This is a genomic window from Streptomyces sp. NPDC042364 (genome assembly GCF_056437585.1).
On record NZ_JBWKAJ010000017.1, the window covers coordinates 157,011 to 175,559 of the forward strand.

Sequence of the window (18,549 nt, forward strand, 5' to 3'; positions counted from 1 at the left end):
GGGCAAGCGTGAACGGGCCGCGGCGCCGGTCAGACGGCGCGCGGCGCGGCCGAGGGGGTGAAATGCTCGTCGAGCACCTTGAGCACTTCTGCGGCACGGCTGTCGAGGTAGAAGTGACCGCCGGAGAAGACATACAGGTCGAAGTCGGCGGTGGTGTGTTTCTCCCAGTCCCGGGCCTCGTCGATCGAGGTCTTGGGGTCGCTGTCGCCGACGAGCGCGGTGACCGGGCAGTCCACCGTGGCGCCCGGAGCACACCGGTAGGTCTCCACGGCCCGGTAGTCGCCGCGCAGCGCCGGCAGGATCATGCGGATCAGTTCCTCGTCGCCGAGCAGCCGGTCGTCGGTGCCGCTCATCGACTTGATCTCACTGATGATCCCGGCGTCGTCGCGGCGGTGGACGTTCTCGTCGCGGTGGCGGGAGGGAGCACGCCGGCCCGAGGCGAACAGTCGTACAGGGCCGCTGCCCTCGTCCTCGAAGCGCCGGGCGACCTCGAAGGCGACGAGCGCGCCCATGCTGTGTCCGAAGAAGGTCAGCGGGCGGTCGTCCCAGCCGCGCAGCACCTCGTGCACCTGGTCCGCGAGCGTACCGATGTCTTCGATCAGCGGCTCGTGGCGCCGGTCCTGGCGTCCGGGGTACTGGACGGCTACGACATCGACGCTCGGGCTGAGCGCGGTGGCCACGGGGCGGTAGTAGCTGGCCGAGCCGCCGGCGTGGGGGAAGCAGACCAGGCGGTGGGCGGCGTCGGGGGCCGGGGCGAACCGTCGGCACCACAGTCCGTCTTCGGGGGCAACAGTCACGCTGTTCGTCCGTCCTGTATCAGCGGGTATCGGTGTGCGGGATCACCGGCGGACTTCCACCGGTGTGCCGCCACTATCCGTCACCGTGGGGGCCGTGACGGCCGTAGCGGCTCGAAGTCTGGGCGTTTCCCCTGTTCTTGGGCCTGTGGGGCGGCTGCGCGTTGTGTGGCGGTACAGCACGGTGGCATAAAGCTGAGCACCGGACGCGTATCCGAGGCTCCGGCCCCCTAGCGAGGAGTTCCCATGCCCAGCAGCACGGTTCCACGGACCGCCCCGGGCGGAGCCCGGAAGCGGTGAGCCGGGTCACGGGCGGCAGGCTCTTCGCGGTCAGTGACCTGCATGTCGCCTATGAGCAGAACCGCGCCGTGGTTCGCGAGCTGCGCCCGTCCGAGCCCTCCGACTGGCTGATCGTCGCCGGTGACATCGGTGAGCTGACGGCGGACGTGGAGTGGGTGCTGCGGCTGCTCGCCGAGCGGTTCGCCACCGTGGTGTGGGTGCCGGGCAACCACGAGCTGTGGACACACCCCGACGACCCGGTGACCCTGCGCGGTGAGGCCCGCTATCGCAGCCTGGTCGAACTGTGCCGGTCCCTGGGGGTGCTGACCCCGGAGGACCCCTACGTGCAGTGGCCGGGGCCGGACGGGCCGGTGGTGATCGCGCCGCTGTTCCTGCTGTACGACTACTCGTTCCTGCCTCCGGGTGCCACCGGCACCGCCGATGCGCTGGCCCGGGCGGAGAAGGCCGGTGTGGTGGCCACCGACGAGTTCCTCCTGCACAGCGACCCCTACCCCGACCGGGCGGCCTGGTGCCGGGCACGGCTGGCGTACACGCGGGAGCGACTGGACGCCTGTCCGCCCGGCCTGCCGACGGTGCTGGTGAACCACTTCCCGCTGGTGCGCGACCCCACCCGGATCCTGCGGTACCCGGAGTTCGCCCTGTGGTGCGGCACCACCGCCACCCACGACTGGCACCGGCGCTACCGGGCGGCCACCGTCGTCTACGGACATCTGCACATCCCGCGTACCACCTGGCACGACGGGGTACCGCACCGCGAGGTGTCGCTGGGCTACCCCCGCGAGTGGCAGGCCCACGGCATGCCCGATCCGCTGCTGCGCGAGATCCTGCCCCGGCGAGGTGCCCGGTGACGCCGCTGATGCGCCGCCTGTTGCCGCGCGTGGTCGAAGTGACTGAGGTGCGTGGCGAGTTGACCGCCCCGCCGCTTTTCCCGGAGGAGGAGGCGGTGGTGGCGCGGGCGGTCGACAAGCGCCGGCGCGAGTTCGCCACCGGCCGGCGGTGCGCCCGTCTGTCGCTGGCCGCGCTGGGGCAGCCCGCCGTGCCGCTGCTGCCCGGCCCGCAGGGAGAACCCCGCTGGCCCTCCGGTGTGGTCGGTGCGTTGTCCCACTGTGACGGCTACCGGGTCGCGGCGGTCGCCCGCGGCACCGACCTGTCGGCGCTCGGCATCGACGCCGAGACGGCGGCCGCGCTGCCGGACGGCGTTCTGGAGGCGGTGTCGCTGCCCGAGGAGCGTGCGGATCTCGCCCGGCTGGGGCGAACCTCACCGCACGTGCCCTGGGACCGGCTGCTGTTCAGCGCGAAGGAGTCGGTCTACAAGGTGTGGTTCCCGCTCGCCCGCCGGCCTCTGGGGTTCGAGGACGCCCGGCTGCGCTTCACCCGGGATCCGGACCTCGCCGGTGCGGCGGGGGGCACGTTCGAGGCCCGGCTGCTGGTGCCGCTGCCCTCGGGGTTCGCCGGTCCGGTCGGTGGTGCCGAGCTCACCGGCCGGTGGCTGGTGGCGGAGGGGCTGGTGCTGACCGCACTGGCAACCGCCGTGCGCGGCGCGGGCGGTGGACCGGGGCCCTTCGAGCCGGCCGGCCAGGCCGCGGCCCGGGCCGTGTCCGGCGCGCCGGGCACAGGGCCGTCAGTACCCGGGGGGAGGGTTCCCCCCGGCGCTTTCTGACCACCGCGGCAGCCCCCGGGCCGCGCGGCTGCCGTGGGCGCGTCGAACCATGACGATCGGATGGAGAGGCAGCGATGCCCCAGCTCAACACGACCGGCCCCGAGTCCGACAGCGAGGCGCTCCTGGCCGCACGGCTGGCCGTCTCCGCGACGGCCACGGGCGGTGAGGTGATGTCCGACGTCGAGTTCTTCGACTGGTTCGACCAACGCCGCAGCAGGCACGGCCAGGTGGTGCGCCGCACCACGTTCGGCGACATGTCGGGCTGGGGCTTCGCCCCGGGAACCGGTGATCTGGTGCATCACAGCGGGCGGTTCTTCGCCGTGCGCGGCATGCGCGTGCACACCGACTTCGGTCCCGTGCCGGAGTGGACTCAGCCGATCATCAGGCAGCCCGAGATAGGCATTCTCGGTATCGCGGTCCGCGAGACCAACGGGGTGCTCCACTGCCTGATGCAGGCGAAGTCCGAGCCGGGCAACGTCAACGGCGTTCAGCTGTCCCCGACCGTGCAGGCGACCAAGAGCAACTACACCCGTGTGCACGGTGGTTCGCCGGTGCCCTATCTCGACTGCTTCCGGGACCCGGAGGCCCGGGGCCACCGGGTGCTGGCCGATGTGCTCCAGTCCGAACAGGGCTCGTGGTTCTTCTGCAAACGCAACCGCAACATGATCGTCGAGGTCGGCCCCGAGGTGGAGGCGGGCGAGGACTTCTGTTGGTTGACGCTGCGTCAGGTCAACGCGTTGCTGCACTACGACAATCTGGTCAACATGGACGCACGCACGGTGCTCTCCTGCCTGCCGGACTGGCACGGGAGCGCCCCGGCCCAGGGCCTTCACTCGGACGTGGCGATCCGCAGCTGGATCACCACCCAGCAGAGCGAACGGGACGTGAGTGCCGCCCTGTTGCCCCTGCGCGAGGTGGAGGGGCGGGACTGGTTCCGCGCCGAGGACCGCATCTCCCACAGGCGGGGCCTGTTCTTCAGCATCGTGCCGGTGGACGTCCTGTCCAACCGGCGGGAGGTGACGTCCTGGTCGCAGCCGCTGCTCGAACCGCACGGCATCGGGGTGTCGGCCATGCTGGTGCGCTGGATCGACGGCGTGCCGCACTGTCTGATGCAGGCGCGGCTCGAGCCGGGCTATCTGGATGTCGTCGAACTCGGCCCCACCGTGCAGTGCACGCCGGAGAACTACGCCCATCTGCCCGAGTCGGACCGCCCCCGCTTCCTCGACCTGGTGACCGGGGTGCGCCCGGAGCGGGTGCTGTTCGACACGGTGCTGTCGGAGGAGGGCGGCCGGTTTCTGAACGCGCAGAACCGGTATCTGGTCATCGAGGCGGACGACGGCGCCCTCGCGGATGTTCCGGACGGCTACCGGTGGGTGACTTTGCGTCAGCTCGGGGAGCTGCTGAAGTACAGCCACTATGTCAACGTGCAGGCACGGACACTGGTCGCGGCGCTGCGCAGCGTCATGGGGTCGCGGTCCGGCCCGCACCGTGCGGGAGCCCACGCAACCGGGTCCGTCCCTCCGAGCCCGGGAGGCAGCCGTGCGGATCATCGGTGACGGCTTTCTGGCCCGCAATCTGACGGAGGCCTTCGGGGACCGCTTCCCCGACGTGACCGTGATCGCCTCCGGGGTCTCCAGCACGGCCACCACGGCCCCGTCCGAGTACGACCGTGAGGCCCTGCTCCTCTACGAGGTCCTGGACTCCTGCCGGCTGGAGGGCCGGCGGCTGCTCTTCCTGTCCACCGCCTCGTTCTCCATGTACGGCTTCACGCACGAAGAGGTGAGCGAGTCGGGGCCGCTCCGGCCGCCGACGACCTACGGGAGGCACAAGTTGGCGCTGGAGAGCGTGGTGCGCTCCTCCGGCGTCGAGCACGTGATCCTGCGGGTGAGTCACGCGGTGGGCCCTCACCAGCGGCCGCACCAGTTGCTGCCCACGCTCGTGCGGCACATCACCCAGGGGGAGGTGACGGTCCATCAGGGAGCCCATCGCGACCTGCTGGACGTTCGGGATCTGATGCACGCCGTCGACAGACTGCTCGAGGACGGCGTGCACGGCGAGGTGGTGAACGTGGCCTCGGGAGTCCCGCAACCCGTGGAGGCGATCGTGGCCGCGATCGAGGACCGTCTGGGCGTCACGGCCCGGCGCGTGTACCGGCCCGGCCCGACGGCCGTCACCCGGGCGTCCGTCGGACGACTGCGGCGGCTGGTGCCCGACTTCCGCGCCGCGATCCCGGATCCGGACTATCTGGGGGCGTTGCTGGACGCCTATCTGCCGTACTACACCGCCCAGTCGGGGGGCCTGACAGCACGGCCCTCCCGGTGACCGTGCGCAAAACTGGGGGAACCCCTGGACATGTCCCCGCGAGCACAGGCGGAATGGCCTGTTCCGCCTAGCGTGGACGCATGATCGAGCTTGCGGGAGTGACCAAACAGTATGGTGAGAAGGTGGTGGTCGACGACCTCACCTTCACCGTCCGGCCAGGCTGTGTCACCGGATTCCTCGGCCCCAACGGAGCGGGCAAGTCCACCACGATGCGGATGATGCTCGCTCTGGACCGTCCCACGGCGGGCCGCGTTCTCATCGACGGCGAACCCTACTCCCGGCTCGGTGAACCACTGCGCCGCATCGGCGCGCTGCTCGACGCCAAGGCGATGCACGGCGGCCGCACCGCATACGACAACCTCAGATGCCTCGCCCTCAGCAACCGCATACCGCTGACGCGGGTCGACGAGGTGCTCCAGGAGGTCGGTCTGAGCGAGGTCGCCAAGAAGCGGCCCAAGGGCTTCTCCCTCGGCATGGGTCAACGGCTCGGCATCGCGGCGGCGCTGCTCGGGGATCCGGAGATCGTGATGCTGGACGAGCCGGTCAACGGTCTCGACCCGGAAGGCATCCACTGGATCCGTACGCTGATGAAGCGGTTGGCGGCGGAGGGCCGCACGGTGTTCGTCTCCAGCCATCTGATGAGCGAGATGGCGCTGACGGCCGACCATCTCGTCGTCATCGGCCGCGGCAGGCTGCTCGCCGACACCGGCATGCAGGACTTCATCGACGCCAACTCCCGTTCGTACGTGCGGATCCGCACCCCGGAACCGGAGAAGCTGCGGGACGTGCTCGCGGCGGCCGGCATCGCCGTCACCGAGAACGCCTCGGGTGCGTTCGAGGTGACCGACGCCCCGGCGGAGCGGCTCGGGGAACTGGCCCTTGAGCACCGCGTCCCGCTGCACGAGCTGAGCCCTCAGCACGCCTCCCTGGAAGAGGCGTTCATCGCCCTGACGGGTGAGACGGCCGAGTACCGCACGGGCGCCCCCGCCTCCGCCGACGCTCTGTCGAGCGCCGGTACGAACGCGCCGCAGCCGACCGAAACGGAGTCCTGACCCATGTCCGCACCCACCGCGACCCTGCGCTCCGAGTGGGCCAAACTCACCACGGTCCGCTCCACGGGGTGGACCCTGTTCGCCGCCTTCGGCGTCACCGTGGCCTTCGGCACGCTGGTGAGCGCCCTGTCCAACGCCGACTACGACAGCCTCTCGGAGCAGGAGAAGCTCGCCTTCGACCCCGCCGGCACCAGTTTCACGGGCGGCCTCCTCGGCCAGCTGGCGATGATCGCGTTCGGGGTCATGGTGATCGGCTCCGAGTACAGCACCGGCTCGATCCGCAGCTCGCTCGCGGCGGTTCCCCGGCGCGGCGTCTTCTACCTCAGCAAGGTCGCCGTCGCGACCGGTGCGGCCCTGGTCGTCAGCCTGGCCACCACCTTCGTGACCTTCTTCGCCGGACAGGCCGCGCTCGGATCGCACAGCACCACTCTCGGCGCGGACAACGTACTGCGGGCGACGTTCGGCGCGGCGCTCTACATGACGCTGATGGCCGTGTTCTCCATGGGCGTGGCGACCATGCTGCGCAGTTCGATGGTGTCCATGGGCATCCTGATGCCGTTCTTCTTCCTCATCACGCAGATCCTGGCCTCGGTGCCGGGCGCGAAGAAGGTCGCCGAGTACCTGCCCGACCAGGCGGGTGCGGCGATGGTGCGGGTGGTGCCGAAGTCTGACCTGCCCTACGGGGCGGGGGGCGGGCTCGTCATCATGCTGGCGTGGGTGGCCGCGGCGCTGCTCGGCGGGTATCTCGTGCTGCGCCGCCGGGACGCCTGACCCCGGAGCCGACGACACCGGACCCGGCACCACGACCACGTGGTGCCGGGTCCGGTGGTCTCCGCGCCACCCGCGCGGCTGCGGGCGCCCAGGAACCTCAGGACCGGACCCAGTCCGGGATCTCCAGGATGGTGAGCACCGCGGAGGTGGACACCCAGCCGGCCGCCGACGTCGTCATCAGGATGTTGTCACCCGGGGCCACCAGCCCGTTGACGAGCAGATGGTTCAGGGAGACCGCCATGTCGCAGGCGCCCATGTGACCGTACTCCTTGCCGAAGTGGGCGGTGGAGCGCGACATGGGCAGACCCAGGGGCTGCATCTTCGTCTGCTCGACCATGAGGGAGTCGCTGTTCGCGGCGACCACCCAGCGCAGGTCCGACGCGTTCAGCCCCGCGTCCACCAGCGAGCGGTGCACCAGGTCCAGCTCGAAGTCGCGAATCATCTCCATGCACTTGTCGAGCGGCATCACGTGCTGGTTGAAGTACATCAGCAGTTCCATGGTGCCGGAGGCCTTGCGTTCCTCCCCGCGGAACGGCAGCAGCGACTCCTCACCGCGATGCCACTGCTCCAGCTCGGGCATGGTGCCGGAGTTCACCGCCCGCAGCGCCGCGAACCCGCCCTCGCTGCTGAGCAGCACGGCGGCGCCCCCGTCGCTGGCGGTGAATCCGGTGCCGAAGCCGCGCCACCGGTCGATGAGCGGGCTGGTGAAGTTCTCCGCAGCCGTCACCAGCACGCTCTCGGCGCCCGCTGCCCCCGTCAGCCGACCCACGGCGACGTCGATCCCGGCGAGCAGGCCGTTGGAGTGCTGGCGCACGTCCGTGCTCGCCACCCCGCTCGCTCCCAGCTCCCGCAGCACGTACCCGGGCGGGTAGAACCCCTCGGGGCCGTGCTGCACGGCGGTGCAGTGGACATGGAAGTCGAGGTCGTCGATCTCGTGGTCGGAGCGCTCGTACGCGTGCCGGGCCGCGCCCACGGCCATGTCGAGGGCGGGCATGTCTCCCGCGATGTAGGCGGCGGTGAGCCCGGTCGCGTACTGGATGGAGAACTCGTCGTAGAGCCCTTGTTCGACGGCCTCCTCGACAGTCACCCGGCGCTCCGGGATGTAGACCCCGACCGTGTCGACGTAGACGCCGTTCGTCTTCATCTGTGGCTGTTCTCCTTGAGTCTTGAGTGTCGTGACGGGAGTGTCGTGGGCGATGTCGTGTCGTATGCAGGGCGGCCGTCGAGCGCGGGCGGCCGTGTCACGGGCGCAGCAGCTCCTCCTTGAGGCGCTTGACGAGCAGGACGGGCGTATCCGCCTCGAACAGCAGGGCGGCGGGCAACCGCAGCCCCGTGGTCTCGCGCAGCCTGTTGCGCAGGGCGAAGGCGGTGAGCGAGTTGAGGCCGATGTCCCGGAAGGCACGGGTGTCGTCGACGGCCTCGGACGAGGGATAGTCGAGCACCGCCGCCACGTCGGTGCGCACGAGGTCGATGAGCACGGCGTCGCGCTCGGCGTCGGCCAGTCCCGCGAGGCGGCGCCGGAGCATGCTGAGCGCACCCGCGGATCCCGTCCCGCCCGCCCGGCGCCGGGCGGGCGGACCGGCCAGGCCCCGCAGCGGCGCCGGCAGGCTCGCGTCGCCCGCGCGGCCGAGGAGCGTCCCGGTGTCCGGGCGCAGCAGGACGGCGGTGGGGGCGCCCTGTGAGCAGGCGGCGTCGAAGAGGTCGCGGCACGCGGTCCGGGTCAGCCGTTCGACTCCGGCGGGCGCGTCGGGCGCGGCGCGGTCCTGCCCGTCCCAGGGGCCCCACGCCACCGACAGGCCCGGCAGCCCCGCACCGCGGCGGCGTTCCGCCAGGGCGTCGAGGAAGGCGCCCAGGGCGGCCTCGTCGGCGTGTCCGGCGGCTCCCAGGGTGCCGGCGGCGGACGAGAGGAGCACCAGGGGGACCGGGGCGGAGCCGGCCCGGCCGGGCGCCGTCAGCTCGTCGAGGTGGAGGGCCGCGAGCAGCTCTCCCGCCAGCGGATCTCCCCCCGGTGCCGTCGCGTCGCCCGGCTCCCGGGGCCGGGGCGCCTGCGCCGCGTGCACGACGGCCGTCAGCGGGTGTGCCGCCGGCACGGACGAGAGGAGGGCCGCCAGTGCCTCCCGGTCGGCCGTGTCACAGACGGCGACGGTCACCTCGGCACCCCGGTCGGCCAGTTCGCTCCTGAGCAGGTGCTGCTCCTCACCGGGTGCCCGGGCGACGAGCAGCAGACGGCGAACGTCCGGCCGCTCTGCCAGGTGCCGGGCGATCTCGGCCCCGGCGGGCCGGTCGGCGCCGGTGACGAGGACGGTCCCTTCCGGGTCGGTCGGCAGGCCCCCTCCGTCGGTGGTGGCGGGCACGGCGGCCAGGCGTGGTACGCGCACCGTTCCCCGGGCCAGGGACAGTTGCGGCTCGGGGAGGGCCAGTGCCGCGGGCAGGGCGCGCCAGGAGGCGCGCTTGCCGTCGAGATCGGCGAGCACCAGCCGTCCCGGCTCGGCCAGTTGGGCGGAGCGGATCAGACCCCACAGCGCGGCGACCGCCGGGTCCGGCGCCCGGGTGCCGTCGCCCGCGAGCGAGCCGCGGGTCAGTATGACGAGCCGTGCGTCGGCGAGGCGGTCGTCGGAGAGCCACGTCCCCGCCAGCGCGGTCGTCCGCCGCAGCGCGGCGGCGCCGGTGGTGTCCTCGGGGCCGGGCACGCAGCCGGCCAGGACCGCCTCGGGCGCGGGCGCTCCGGAGTCCAGCGCCTCGTCGAGGGCGCCCAGGTCGTCGTACGCCTCGGTGTAGACGCCCGCCTGCATCAGGGCGGCGCGGGCGCCGAGCGGATCGGGGCCGACGACGGCCCAGCGCGGCTTGGCGGCGGGGGCCTCGCACGTGGTCTCGGTCCATGCGAGCCGGAGCAGCGGGCCGTGCTGCGCGGTGCGGGCCCTGGTGAGGACTGCGGGGTCGGCGCCGGCGAGGCGTATCTCGCCGATCGAGGCGACGGGCGTCCCCGTCTCGTCGGCGGCCTCCGCGGCGACGGTGTCGGTTCCGGTACGGGTCAGCCTGACCCGCAACGACGTGGCACCCACGGCGTACAGCGCCATCCGGTGCCAGGAGACGGGCACGGCCTGCGTGTCGCCGCCGGTGGCCCCGAGGGTGCGCAGGGCGGTGTCCAGCAGCGCCGGATGCAGGCAGAAGGAGGCGCCCTGCGGGTGCTGTTCCGCGGTGAGTGCGACCTCGGCGTACAGGTCGTCGTCGTGCCGCCACAGGCCCCGCAGGCCCTCGGTGGCCGTCACGGGCAGGCCGGTGAGGTCGGCGGGCTCGGCGTCGGCGGGCGGCCAGAGTTCCAGGTCGAAGGAGGCCGGGCCGTCACCGGGGCACAGTACCGCCCGGGCGTGGCGTGTCCAGGGCGTGCCGGGCAGGGCGTCCGCGCGCCGGGAGTGGATCCGCAGGGGGCGTTCGCCCGACGGATCCGCCGCGCCGACCGTGACGCGCAGCCGGACGTCGTCCCGCCGGGGCAGGACCAGCGGGGCCTCCGTGATCAGTTCGGCGACGCGGTCGCAGCCGACCCGCTCGCCCGCCTGGACGGCGAGTTCGAGGAGCACCGAGCCGGGCTCGGCCACGGTGCCCGCGACGGCGTCCGGGACCGGCCACCGCCGGGCGGCGCAGGACAGCGTGCCGGTCAGCACCAGCCCGCCCGGCTCGGGCAGTTCGACGACGGAGTCGAGCAGCGGATGCCGGTCCCCCGGGCCCGCCGCGGGCGTGTCGGCCCCGGGGCGCGGGGTGGTGGCCATCCAGTAGTGGCGGCGGTGGAAGGCGTAGGTGGGCAGCGGGATCCGGCGTGCCCCGGTGGGCGCCAGCAGGGTGTCCCAGTGCACCTCGACGCCCCGGACGTGCAGCTGTGCGAGGAGGGTCACGAGGTCGGGTCCGTCCGGGCCGGTGAGCGGCAGCACGTCCACGCCCGTGTCGGGCTCGGTGGCGCCGTAGGACGCGGCCGCGTCCCCGTCCGGCGGGCCGAGGACGACCAGCGTGCGGTGGCCGCCGTCCAGCAGCGTCCGCAGCGCCTGCTCGGGCCGGCCCGGGTTTCGTGCCAGGCCCGCGGCCCACTGTGCGGCGCCGCTGCCCTCCGGCTCCAGCCAGCCACCGGTCGCGGCCGAGCAGAACGGTGTGGCGAGGGGCCCGAAGCCGACGAGCGGCACGCTCTCGTCCTCGTCCGCCGTCCGGCTGTGGTGCACGGCGAGCCGGGCGCCGGCCTCGGTCGTGAGCAGCCCCGCGGCGCAGGCCGCGGCGATCTCGCCGGGTCCCTGGCCGGTCACCGCCGCGGGCTCGACGCCGTACGAGCGCAGCAGCGCGGTCAGCGCGACGGCCACCGCCCAGCCGAGCGGTCCGGCGATCTCCGGCCGTCGCGGCCAGTCGGGGGCGGTGCGTCCGGCCAGGACGTCGGCGGGGGTCCAGTCGACGAGCCCGGAGAGGGCCCGCCCGCAGACCTCCAGCGTCTCGGCGAACACGGGGGCGGAGGCGGCCAGCGGTGCGGCGCTCCGCGTCCAGCGGGCGTCGGCTGCCGGGAAGGCGAGGACCGGGGCGGGCGGTGCGGAGCCGGCCGGGGCGGTGCCGCGGATGACGGGGGTGTCGGGCTCGGTTCCGTCCGCCAGGGCCTTCAGGGCGCGCAGGGCCGTGTCCCGGTCGGCGACGGTGAGTACCGCGCGGTGGTCCAGGGCGGACCGGGTGGTCGCGAGCGACAGGGCCACGTCCCGCAGGTCCGGCGCCGGCTCGTCCGTCAGGAAGGCGTGCAGACGCGCCGCCTGGCCGCGCAGCGCCTCGCCGCCGCGCGCGGACAGCGGCAGCGGGAGGCGGGCGGGCGCCGTGGGAGCCCCGGTCCGGGTGTCGTCGGCGGTCTGGGCATCGACAGGGGTGTCGGTACCGCCGGTGACGTCTTCCCCGGGCCGGGGCGGCTCTTCGATGATCACATGGGCGTTGGTGCCGCTGATGCCGAAGGAGGACACGCCCGCCCGGCGCGGGCGGTCTCCGGGCGGCCAGGCCACGTCCTCGCGCAGCAGCTGGACGGCGCCCGCGGACCAGTCGACGTGCGGGGAGGGCGGGTCGGTGTGCGGGGTGCGGGGCAGGACACCGTACCGCATCGCCATGATCATTTTGATGACGCCGCCGACGCCGGACGCCGCCTGGGTGTGACCGATGTTGGCCTTCATCGAGCCCAGCCACAGTGGCCGCTCACGGCCCTGCCCGTACGTGGCGAGGAGCGCCTGGGCCTCGATCGGGTCGCCGAGGGGGGTGCCCGTGCCATGGGCCTCGACCGCGTCCACGTCGGCGGCGGTGAGTCCGGCGGAGCGCAGCACCTGGCGGATCAGCCGCTGCTGGGCGGGCCCGCTCGGGGCGGTCAGTCCGTTGGAGGCACCGTCCTGGTTGACGCCGCTGCCGGCGATCGTCGCGAGGACGGGGTGGCCGCGCCGCCGGGCGTCGGAGAGCCGCTCAAGGAGGAGGAGGCCCACTCCCTCGGCCCAGTTGGTGCCGTCGGCGTCGGCCGAGAACGGCTTGCACCGGCCGTCGGCGGCCAGGGTCCGCTCCCGGCTGAAGGCCACATACGGATCAGGCTGCGACATGACCGCCACTCCCCCGGCCAGCGCCAGGTCGCACTCCCCGGCACGCAGGGCCTGCGCCGCGAGGTGCAGGGCGACCAGGGAGGAGGAGCAGGCCGTGTCCACGGCCACCGAGGGGCCCTCGAGACCGAAGGCGTACGACACCCTGCCCGCGGCCACGTTGCCGGCCGTGCCCATCTGCATGCCGGAGGCGTAGTCGTGGTAGGTCACGCCCGCGAACACTCCGGTGCGGCTGCCCTTGAGGGAGGTGGGGGCGATCCCGGCCCGTTCGAACACCTCCCAGGACGTCTCCAGGAGCAGCCGCTGCTGGGGGTCCATGGTGAGCGCCTCGCGGGGCGAGATGCCGAAGAGTTCGGCGTCGAACCCGCCGCAGTCGTAGAGGAAGCCGGCTTCACGGACGTAGGTGGTGCCGGGACGGTCGGAGTCCGGGTCGTACAGGGCGTCGAGGTCCCAGCCGCGGTCGGTGGGAAACGGGCCCAGTCCCTCGGCTCCGGCGGCCACGAGGCGCCACAGCGCTTCGGGGGAGCCGGCCCCGCCGGGGTAGCGGCAGCCCATGCCGACGATCACCACGGGGTCGTCGCCGGGTGTGGCGGCGTCGGGGAGGCCGGCCGTGTCGTCGCTGTCGGCCTGGACTCCGTCAAGGCCCAGTTCCGCGGCCAGGTACCGGCTCAGGGCACCGGGGGTGGGGTGGTCGTAGACGAGGGTGGCGGGCAGGCGCAGTCCGGTCGCCTGGGCGAGACGGTTGCGCAGGTTCACGGCCGCGAGGGAGTCGAACCCCAGCTCCTTGAACGGTTTGCCGGAGCCGACCTGGTCGGCGCTGTCGTAGCCGAGAAGCACGGCGACCTGGCCGGTGACGAGTTCGGCGACCGCGTGGTGCCGGCGGGCCCTCGGCAGCGAGGCGAGCCGCCGGGCGAAGCCGCCGCCCTCACCCGCCGCGCCGGCCGCGCCGCGCCGGACGGTGACCCTCAGCAGTCCGCGGAGCAGCGGAGGCAGTTCACCGGCTTCGGCGCGGGACCGCAGGGCGTGCGTGTCGAGACGCATCGCCAGCAGCAGCGCCCGGTCGGCGGCACTGCCGGCGTCGAACAGGGACAGTCCCCGCTCGGCGGACAGGGGTATGACGCCCTGGGCTGCCGTTCTGGCCGTATGGGTGGCGTCCAGGGTCGCCGTCATGCCGCCGAAGCGCTCCCAGGGCCCCCACGCCAGTGAGGTGGCCGGCAGTCCGGCGGCGCGGCGGTGCTGGGCGAGGGCGTCGAGGTAGGTGTTGGCGGCCGCGTAGGTCGCCTGGCCGGGATTGCCGAGCAGGCCCGCCGCCGACGAGAACACCACGAAGGCGGACAGTTTCCGATGCGCGGTCAGCTCGTGCAGATGCGCGGCGGCGGTGGCCTTGGCCTGGAAGACGGTGGCCAGGCGCCGCGGGGTGAGCGAGGTGAGCAGGCCGTCGTCGAGGACGCCGGCGGTGTGCACCACGGCGGTCAGCGGGTGTTCGGCCGGCACCGACGCCAGGAGTTCGGCCAGCGCGGCGCGGTCGGAGACGTCGCAGGCCGCGATCGTCGCCTCCGCGCCGAGCGCGGTCAGTTCGTCGCGCAGTCCGGCCGCGCCCGGCGCCTGCGGCCCGGACCGGCTGACCAGGAGCAACCGCCGTACACCGTGCTCGGCCACCAGATGCCGGGCGGTCAGGGCGCCCAGTCCGCCGGTGCCACCGGTGATCAGCACCGTGCCGTCGGGGCCGAAGGCGGGCCGCGCCCCTTCGGCGGGACGTGGCGCGCGTACGACCCGGGGGGCCAGCAACGCTTTCCGGCGGACGGCGAGTTGGGGCTCCTCGGCATGCAGGGCGGACGGGGGCAGGAAGTCGGGCGTGTCACGGTCGACGAGCAGGAAGCGGCCGGGGTGCTCCGACTGGGCCGTGCGCACCAGTCCCCAGACGGGGGCGTGGGCGAGGTCGGACACGGGGTCGTCCGGGGCGGCCGCCACGGCGTGATGGGTGAGCACGGCCAGCCGGGACGCGTCGAGACGCTCGTCGGCCAGCCATTCCTGGAGGGTGGCCAGGAGCGCCGCGGTGGCGTCCTCGGCCGCGGCGGCGCGTCCGGTGCCGTCGTCGGGGTGGTCGGCGGAGGCGACCGGCAGGAGCACGGTCGCGGGCGGTGTGGCGCCCTCGTCCAGGGTGGCGCGCAGCGCGGCCAGGTCGTGGTGGACGCGGACGGTGACACCCCGCTCGGCGAGGTGGGCGGCGAGGGCCGCGCCGTCCGGGGCGAGCAGCGCCCAGTCGCCGTCCGCGCCGTCGGCGGGTCCCGGATCGGCGGTCTGTTCCGCGACGGGCGTCCACTCCACCGCGTGGAGTCCGTCGGCCGGCGGATCGGCGACGAGTCCGGAGACGGCCGTGTGGGCCAGGGAGAGGGAGTCGACGGTGGCCAGCGGCCGTGCGTGGGTGTCCGTCAGGGTGAGTGAGACACGGTCGGTGCCCGCGCCCGAGACCCGCAGCCGGGCGGCGCCCGCCCCGGTGGCGTGCACGGTCACGCCGTGCCAGCCCAGGGGCAGCGCGACACGGCCTTCCTCCGACTCGGGTGCGGCCCACAGGGCCGTCTGCACCGCGGCGTCGAGCAGCACGGGGTGGATGCCGAACGCGGCGGCGTCTCCCGCAGGCTGCTCGTCCGGGACGGCGAGTTCGGCGAAGAGCTCGTCGCCGCGGCGCCACAGGGCGCGCACGGCGCGGAAGGCCGGGCCGCAGACGTGACCGCGCAGCGGCAGCTGGTCGTACAGGTCGTCCACGTCGACGGGTTCGGCCCGCTCGGGCGGCCAGACGTCGGTCGCCGGCGTGTGCCCGGCGGGCTGGGCGGCGCTGCTCAGGGTGCCCTCGGCGTGGCAGCGCCAGGGCTGGTCGCCCTCGTCGCCGTCCGGGCGGGAGTGGACCGTCACCGTGCGCCGGCCGGTGTCGTCGGCGGCTGCGACCAGGATCTGCATCCGTACCCCGCCCTGTGCGGGCAGGGGCAGCGGATCTCGGAGGGTCAGTGTCTCCAGAGTGGTGCAGCCGGCCTCGTCGCCTGCCCGGACGGCCAGTTCGACGAGGACCGACTCGGGCAGCAGCGTGCTGCCCGCGGCCTCACGGTCGGCGAGCCAGGTGTGGGAGCGCACGGAGAGCCGGCCGGTGAGGAGGACGCCACCGGCGTCGGCGAGTTCGACGGTGGCGCCGAGCAGGGGGTGCCGCGCGGCACCGAGGCCCGCCGCCCGGATGCCGGCGGCGCCGGAGGGTGCGGCGGGCAGCCAGGCGCGGCGCCGCTGGAAGGCGTATGTCGGCAGTGGTTCCGCGGGTGGGGCGGTGGTGTCCGTGCCCGCTTCCGTGAGGAGGCGGGTCCAGTCGACGGCGGCGCCACGGCTGTACAGGGTGGCGAGGGCGGTCTCGAAGGCGCGGGGTCCCGGTTGGTCCTTGTGCTGCGCCGGTACGGCGAGCGTCCCGTCCTGGTCCGGCAGGTTCTGCGCCGTGAGGGCGGACAGGGTGCCGTCGGGGCCGAGTTCCAGGCAGCGGGTGACGCCGAGGCCGGGCAGGGCGCGGACGCCGTCGGCGAAGCGGACCGCGTGCCGGACGTGCCGTACCCAGTGGTCGGGGGAGGTCAGGTCGTCGGGTTCGGCCGGGCGGCCGGTGAGGTCGGAGACGACGGTCAGGCGCGGCGGGTGGAAGTCCAGCGACTCGGCGACCCGCCGGAAGTCCCGCAGCATCGGGTCCATCAGGGGCGAGTGGAAGGCGTGGCTCACGCGGAGCGCGGTGGCGCGGTGGCCGTTCGCCCTGGCCTGTTCCGCGATCTCCGCCACGTCCGAGGCCACGCCGGCGATCACGGTGGCGCGGGGCGCGTTGACGGCGGCGATGCCCACCCGGTCGGTGCGTCCCTCCAGCAGGGGCAGCACCTCGGCCTCGGAGAGCTGGAGGGAGAGCATCGCGCCACCTGCGGGGAGGGCCTGCATCAGCCGGCCGCGGGCCACCACGAGACGGCAGGCGTCGGCGAGGGACCACACTCCCGCCACGTGTGCGGCGGCCAGTTCACCGATGGAGTGGCCGAGGAGTACGTCGGGGCGCACCCCGAAGGACTCGGCGAGCCGGAACAGGGCGACTTCCAGGGCGAACAGAGCGGGCTGCGCGTACTCGGTGCGGTTCAGGACGTCGGCGTCCGTGCCGAACACGACCTCCTGCAAGGGGCGTTCGAGGGTGGTGTCGGCCTGCGCGCACACCTCGTCGAAGGCGTCCGCGAACGCCTCGTACGTGTCGTACAGTTCCCGTCCCATGCCGAGCCGCTGGGAGCCCTGCCCGGCGAAGAGGAAGGCGGTCCGGCCGCTTCCCGTGGCGGAACCGGTGACGAGGCCGGGCCTGGCGTGGCCGGCGGTCAGGGCGTCCAGACCGCGCAGCAGTTCGTCGCGGTCGGTGCCGAGCACGACGGCTCGTTCCTCGAACACGGACCGGGTCGTCAGCAGTGCGGCGGCGGTGTGGGCCGGGTCGGTCGCCGGACGGGACCGCACGAAGTCGGCGAGCCGCCGGGCCTGGTCACGCAGGGCGGCGGGCGTACGGCCGGTGACCACCCAGGGCACCGCCGAGGACGGCAGGCGCAGGGCGGGCGGCGCGGGAAGGGGGGTGTCCGGGTCCGCGGCGGTCTCGTCGGGGGCCTCCTCCAGGACGACGTGGGCATTGGTGCCGGAGACACCGAAGGCGGACACACCCGCCCGGCGGGGTCGGTCGGCGGTCCCCGGCCAGTCGGTGTTCTCCTGCAGCAGTCCGACGGCACCGGCCGTCCAGTCCACGCGCGAGGTGGGCTCGGCGGCGTGCAGGGTGCGTGGCAGCACACCGTGCCGCATCGCCAACACCATCTTGATCACACCCGCGACACCCGCCGCGGCCTGCGTATGACCGATGTTCGACTTCACCGACCCCAACCACAACGGCCGTTCACGGTCCTGGCCGTAGGTGGCCAGCAGCGCCTGCGCCTCGATCGGGTCACCCAGCGCCGTCCCCGTGCCGTGCGCCTCCACCGCGTCCACATCCGACGGGCTGAGACCACCGGCCGCCAACGCCGCCCTGATCACCCGCTGCTGCGACGGACCGTTCGGCGCCGTCAGACCGTTCGACGCACCGTCCTGGTTGACCGCACTCCCCCGCACCACCGCCAGCACCCGATGACCACGGCGCCGCGCGTCCGACAACCGCTCCACCACCACGACACCGACACCCTCACCCCACCCCGTACCGTCCGCACCCTCCGCGAACGCCTTGCACCGACCGTCCACCGCAAGCCCCCGCTGCCGCGAGAACTCCACGAACGCACCCGGCGTCGACATCACCGTCACACCACCGGCCAACGCCAGATCACACTCACCCGACCGCAACGCCTGCACCGCCAGATGCAACGCCACCAGCGACGACGAACACGCCGTGTCCACCGTCACCGCAGGCCCCTCCAAACCCAGCACGTACGACACCCGGCCCGACAACACCGACGCCGTGATGCCGGTGGTCAGGTGGCCGTCGGACTCCTCCGGCCGGTTGAGCATGAGCGCGAGGTAGTCCTGACCGTTGGTGCCCGTGAACACGCCGGTGCGGCTGCCGCGCAGCGTGGCGGGGTCGATGCCCGCCCGTTCCAGTGCCTCCCAGGAGGTCTCCAGCAGCAGCCGCTGCTGGGGGTCCATAGTCGTGGCCTCACGGGGTGATATGTCGAAGAAGGTGGAGTCGAACAGCGGCGCGTCGTAGAGGAAGGCCCCCTGCCGGGCGTACGTGGTGCCGACGCCGCCTGCCGGGTCGAGGACGCCGTCGAGATCCCAGCCGCGGTCGGCGGGGAAGTCGGCGACGGTGTCGCGGCCGTCCGTGAGCAGCCGCCAGAACTCCTCGGGCGTGTCCGCTCCCCCCGGGAAGCGGCAGCCGAGGCCGACGATCGCGACGGGCTCCTGACGGCTCGTCTCGACGTCATGAAGACGCTTGCGGGTCTGGCGGAGGTCCGCCGTCACCCTTTTCAGGTAGTCCCGCAGCTTCTCTTCATTGCTCGCCATCGTGCTCCACTTCCTCGCGAAAAAGCGTGAACGTCCCGTCG

General features: G+C 73.4%; 9 protein-coding genes. 6 read left to right on the plus strand and 3 right to left on the minus strand.

Annotated features, from left to right (window positions below; all coding sequences use genetic code 11):
- Window positions 1-29: 29 nt before the first annotated feature.
- Window positions 30-797, minus strand: a complete 768-nt coding sequence (locus AC067N_RS28930) for a thioesterase II family protein (RefSeq protein ID WP_478681815.1) — start codon at window positions 795-797, stop codon at window positions 30-32.
- A gap of 293 nt (window positions 798-1,090) precedes the next feature.
- On the opposite strand from AC067N_RS28930, the gene AC067N_RS28935 reads away from it, so the two are divergent.
- The 6 genes from AC067N_RS28935 to AC067N_RS28960 all read left to right on the plus strand — a co-directional run bounded on the left by AC067N_RS28935 (window position 1,091) and on the right by AC067N_RS28960 (window position 6,899).
- On the plus strand, window positions 1,091-1,942 hold the full coding sequence (locus AC067N_RS28935) for a metallophosphoesterase family protein (protein ID WP_478681816.1): 852 nt from the start codon (window positions 1,091-1,093) through the stop codon (window positions 1,940-1,942).
- Between the two features lie 29 nt (window positions 1,943-1,971).
- Window positions 1,972-2,754 carry a 4'-phosphopantetheinyl transferase family protein gene (locus AC067N_RS28940; RefSeq protein WP_478681817.1) on the plus strand — a complete coding sequence of 261 codons (783 nt, stop codon included), beginning with the start codon at window positions 1,972-1,974 and terminating at the stop codon, window positions 2,752-2,754.
- Window positions 2,755-2,828: 74 nt separating this feature from the next.
- Window positions 2,829-4,310, plus strand: a complete 1,482-nt coding sequence (locus AC067N_RS28945; protein ID WP_478681818.1) for an NDP-hexose 2,3-dehydratase family protein — start codon at window positions 2,829-2,831, stop codon at window positions 4,308-4,310.
- Window positions 4,294-5,076: an NAD-dependent epimerase/dehydratase family protein gene (locus tag AC067N_RS28950; protein WP_478681819.1), complete on the plus strand. Its 783-nt coding sequence runs from the start codon at window positions 4,294-4,296 to the stop codon at window positions 5,074-5,076. Before AC067N_RS28945 ends, AC067N_RS28950 begins: the two co-directional genes overlap by 17 nt.
- A gap of 80 nt (window positions 5,077-5,156) precedes the next feature.
- A complete protein-coding gene (locus AC067N_RS28955; protein ID WP_478681820.1) occupies window positions 5,157-6,128 on the plus strand; it encodes an ABC transporter ATP-binding protein in 972 nt (323 codons plus the stop codon).
- Between the two features lie 3 nt (window positions 6,129-6,131).
- Complete coding sequence (locus AC067N_RS28960; RefSeq protein WP_478681821.1) at window positions 6,132-6,899, plus strand: ABC transporter permease; 768 nt, start codon at window positions 6,132-6,134, stop codon at window positions 6,897-6,899.
- Window positions 6,900-6,996: 97 nt separating this feature from the next.
- Here AC067N_RS28960 and AC067N_RS28965 read toward each other — a convergent pair whose 3' ends face one another.
- Together AC067N_RS28965 and AC067N_RS28970 are read right to left on the minus strand one after the other, a co-directional pair.
- Entirely contained in the window at window positions 6,997-8,043 is a 1,047-nt protein-coding gene (locus AC067N_RS28965; protein ID WP_478681822.1) for a ketoacyl-ACP synthase III family protein, read from the minus strand.
- A 97-nt stretch (window positions 8,044-8,140) separates the two neighbouring features.
- On the minus strand, window positions 8,141-18,508 hold the full coding sequence (locus AC067N_RS28970) for an SDR family NAD(P)-dependent oxidoreductase (RefSeq protein WP_478681823.1): 10,368 nt from the start codon (window positions 18,506-18,508) through the stop codon (window positions 8,141-8,143).
- Window positions 18,509-18,549 lie beyond the last annotated feature (41 nt).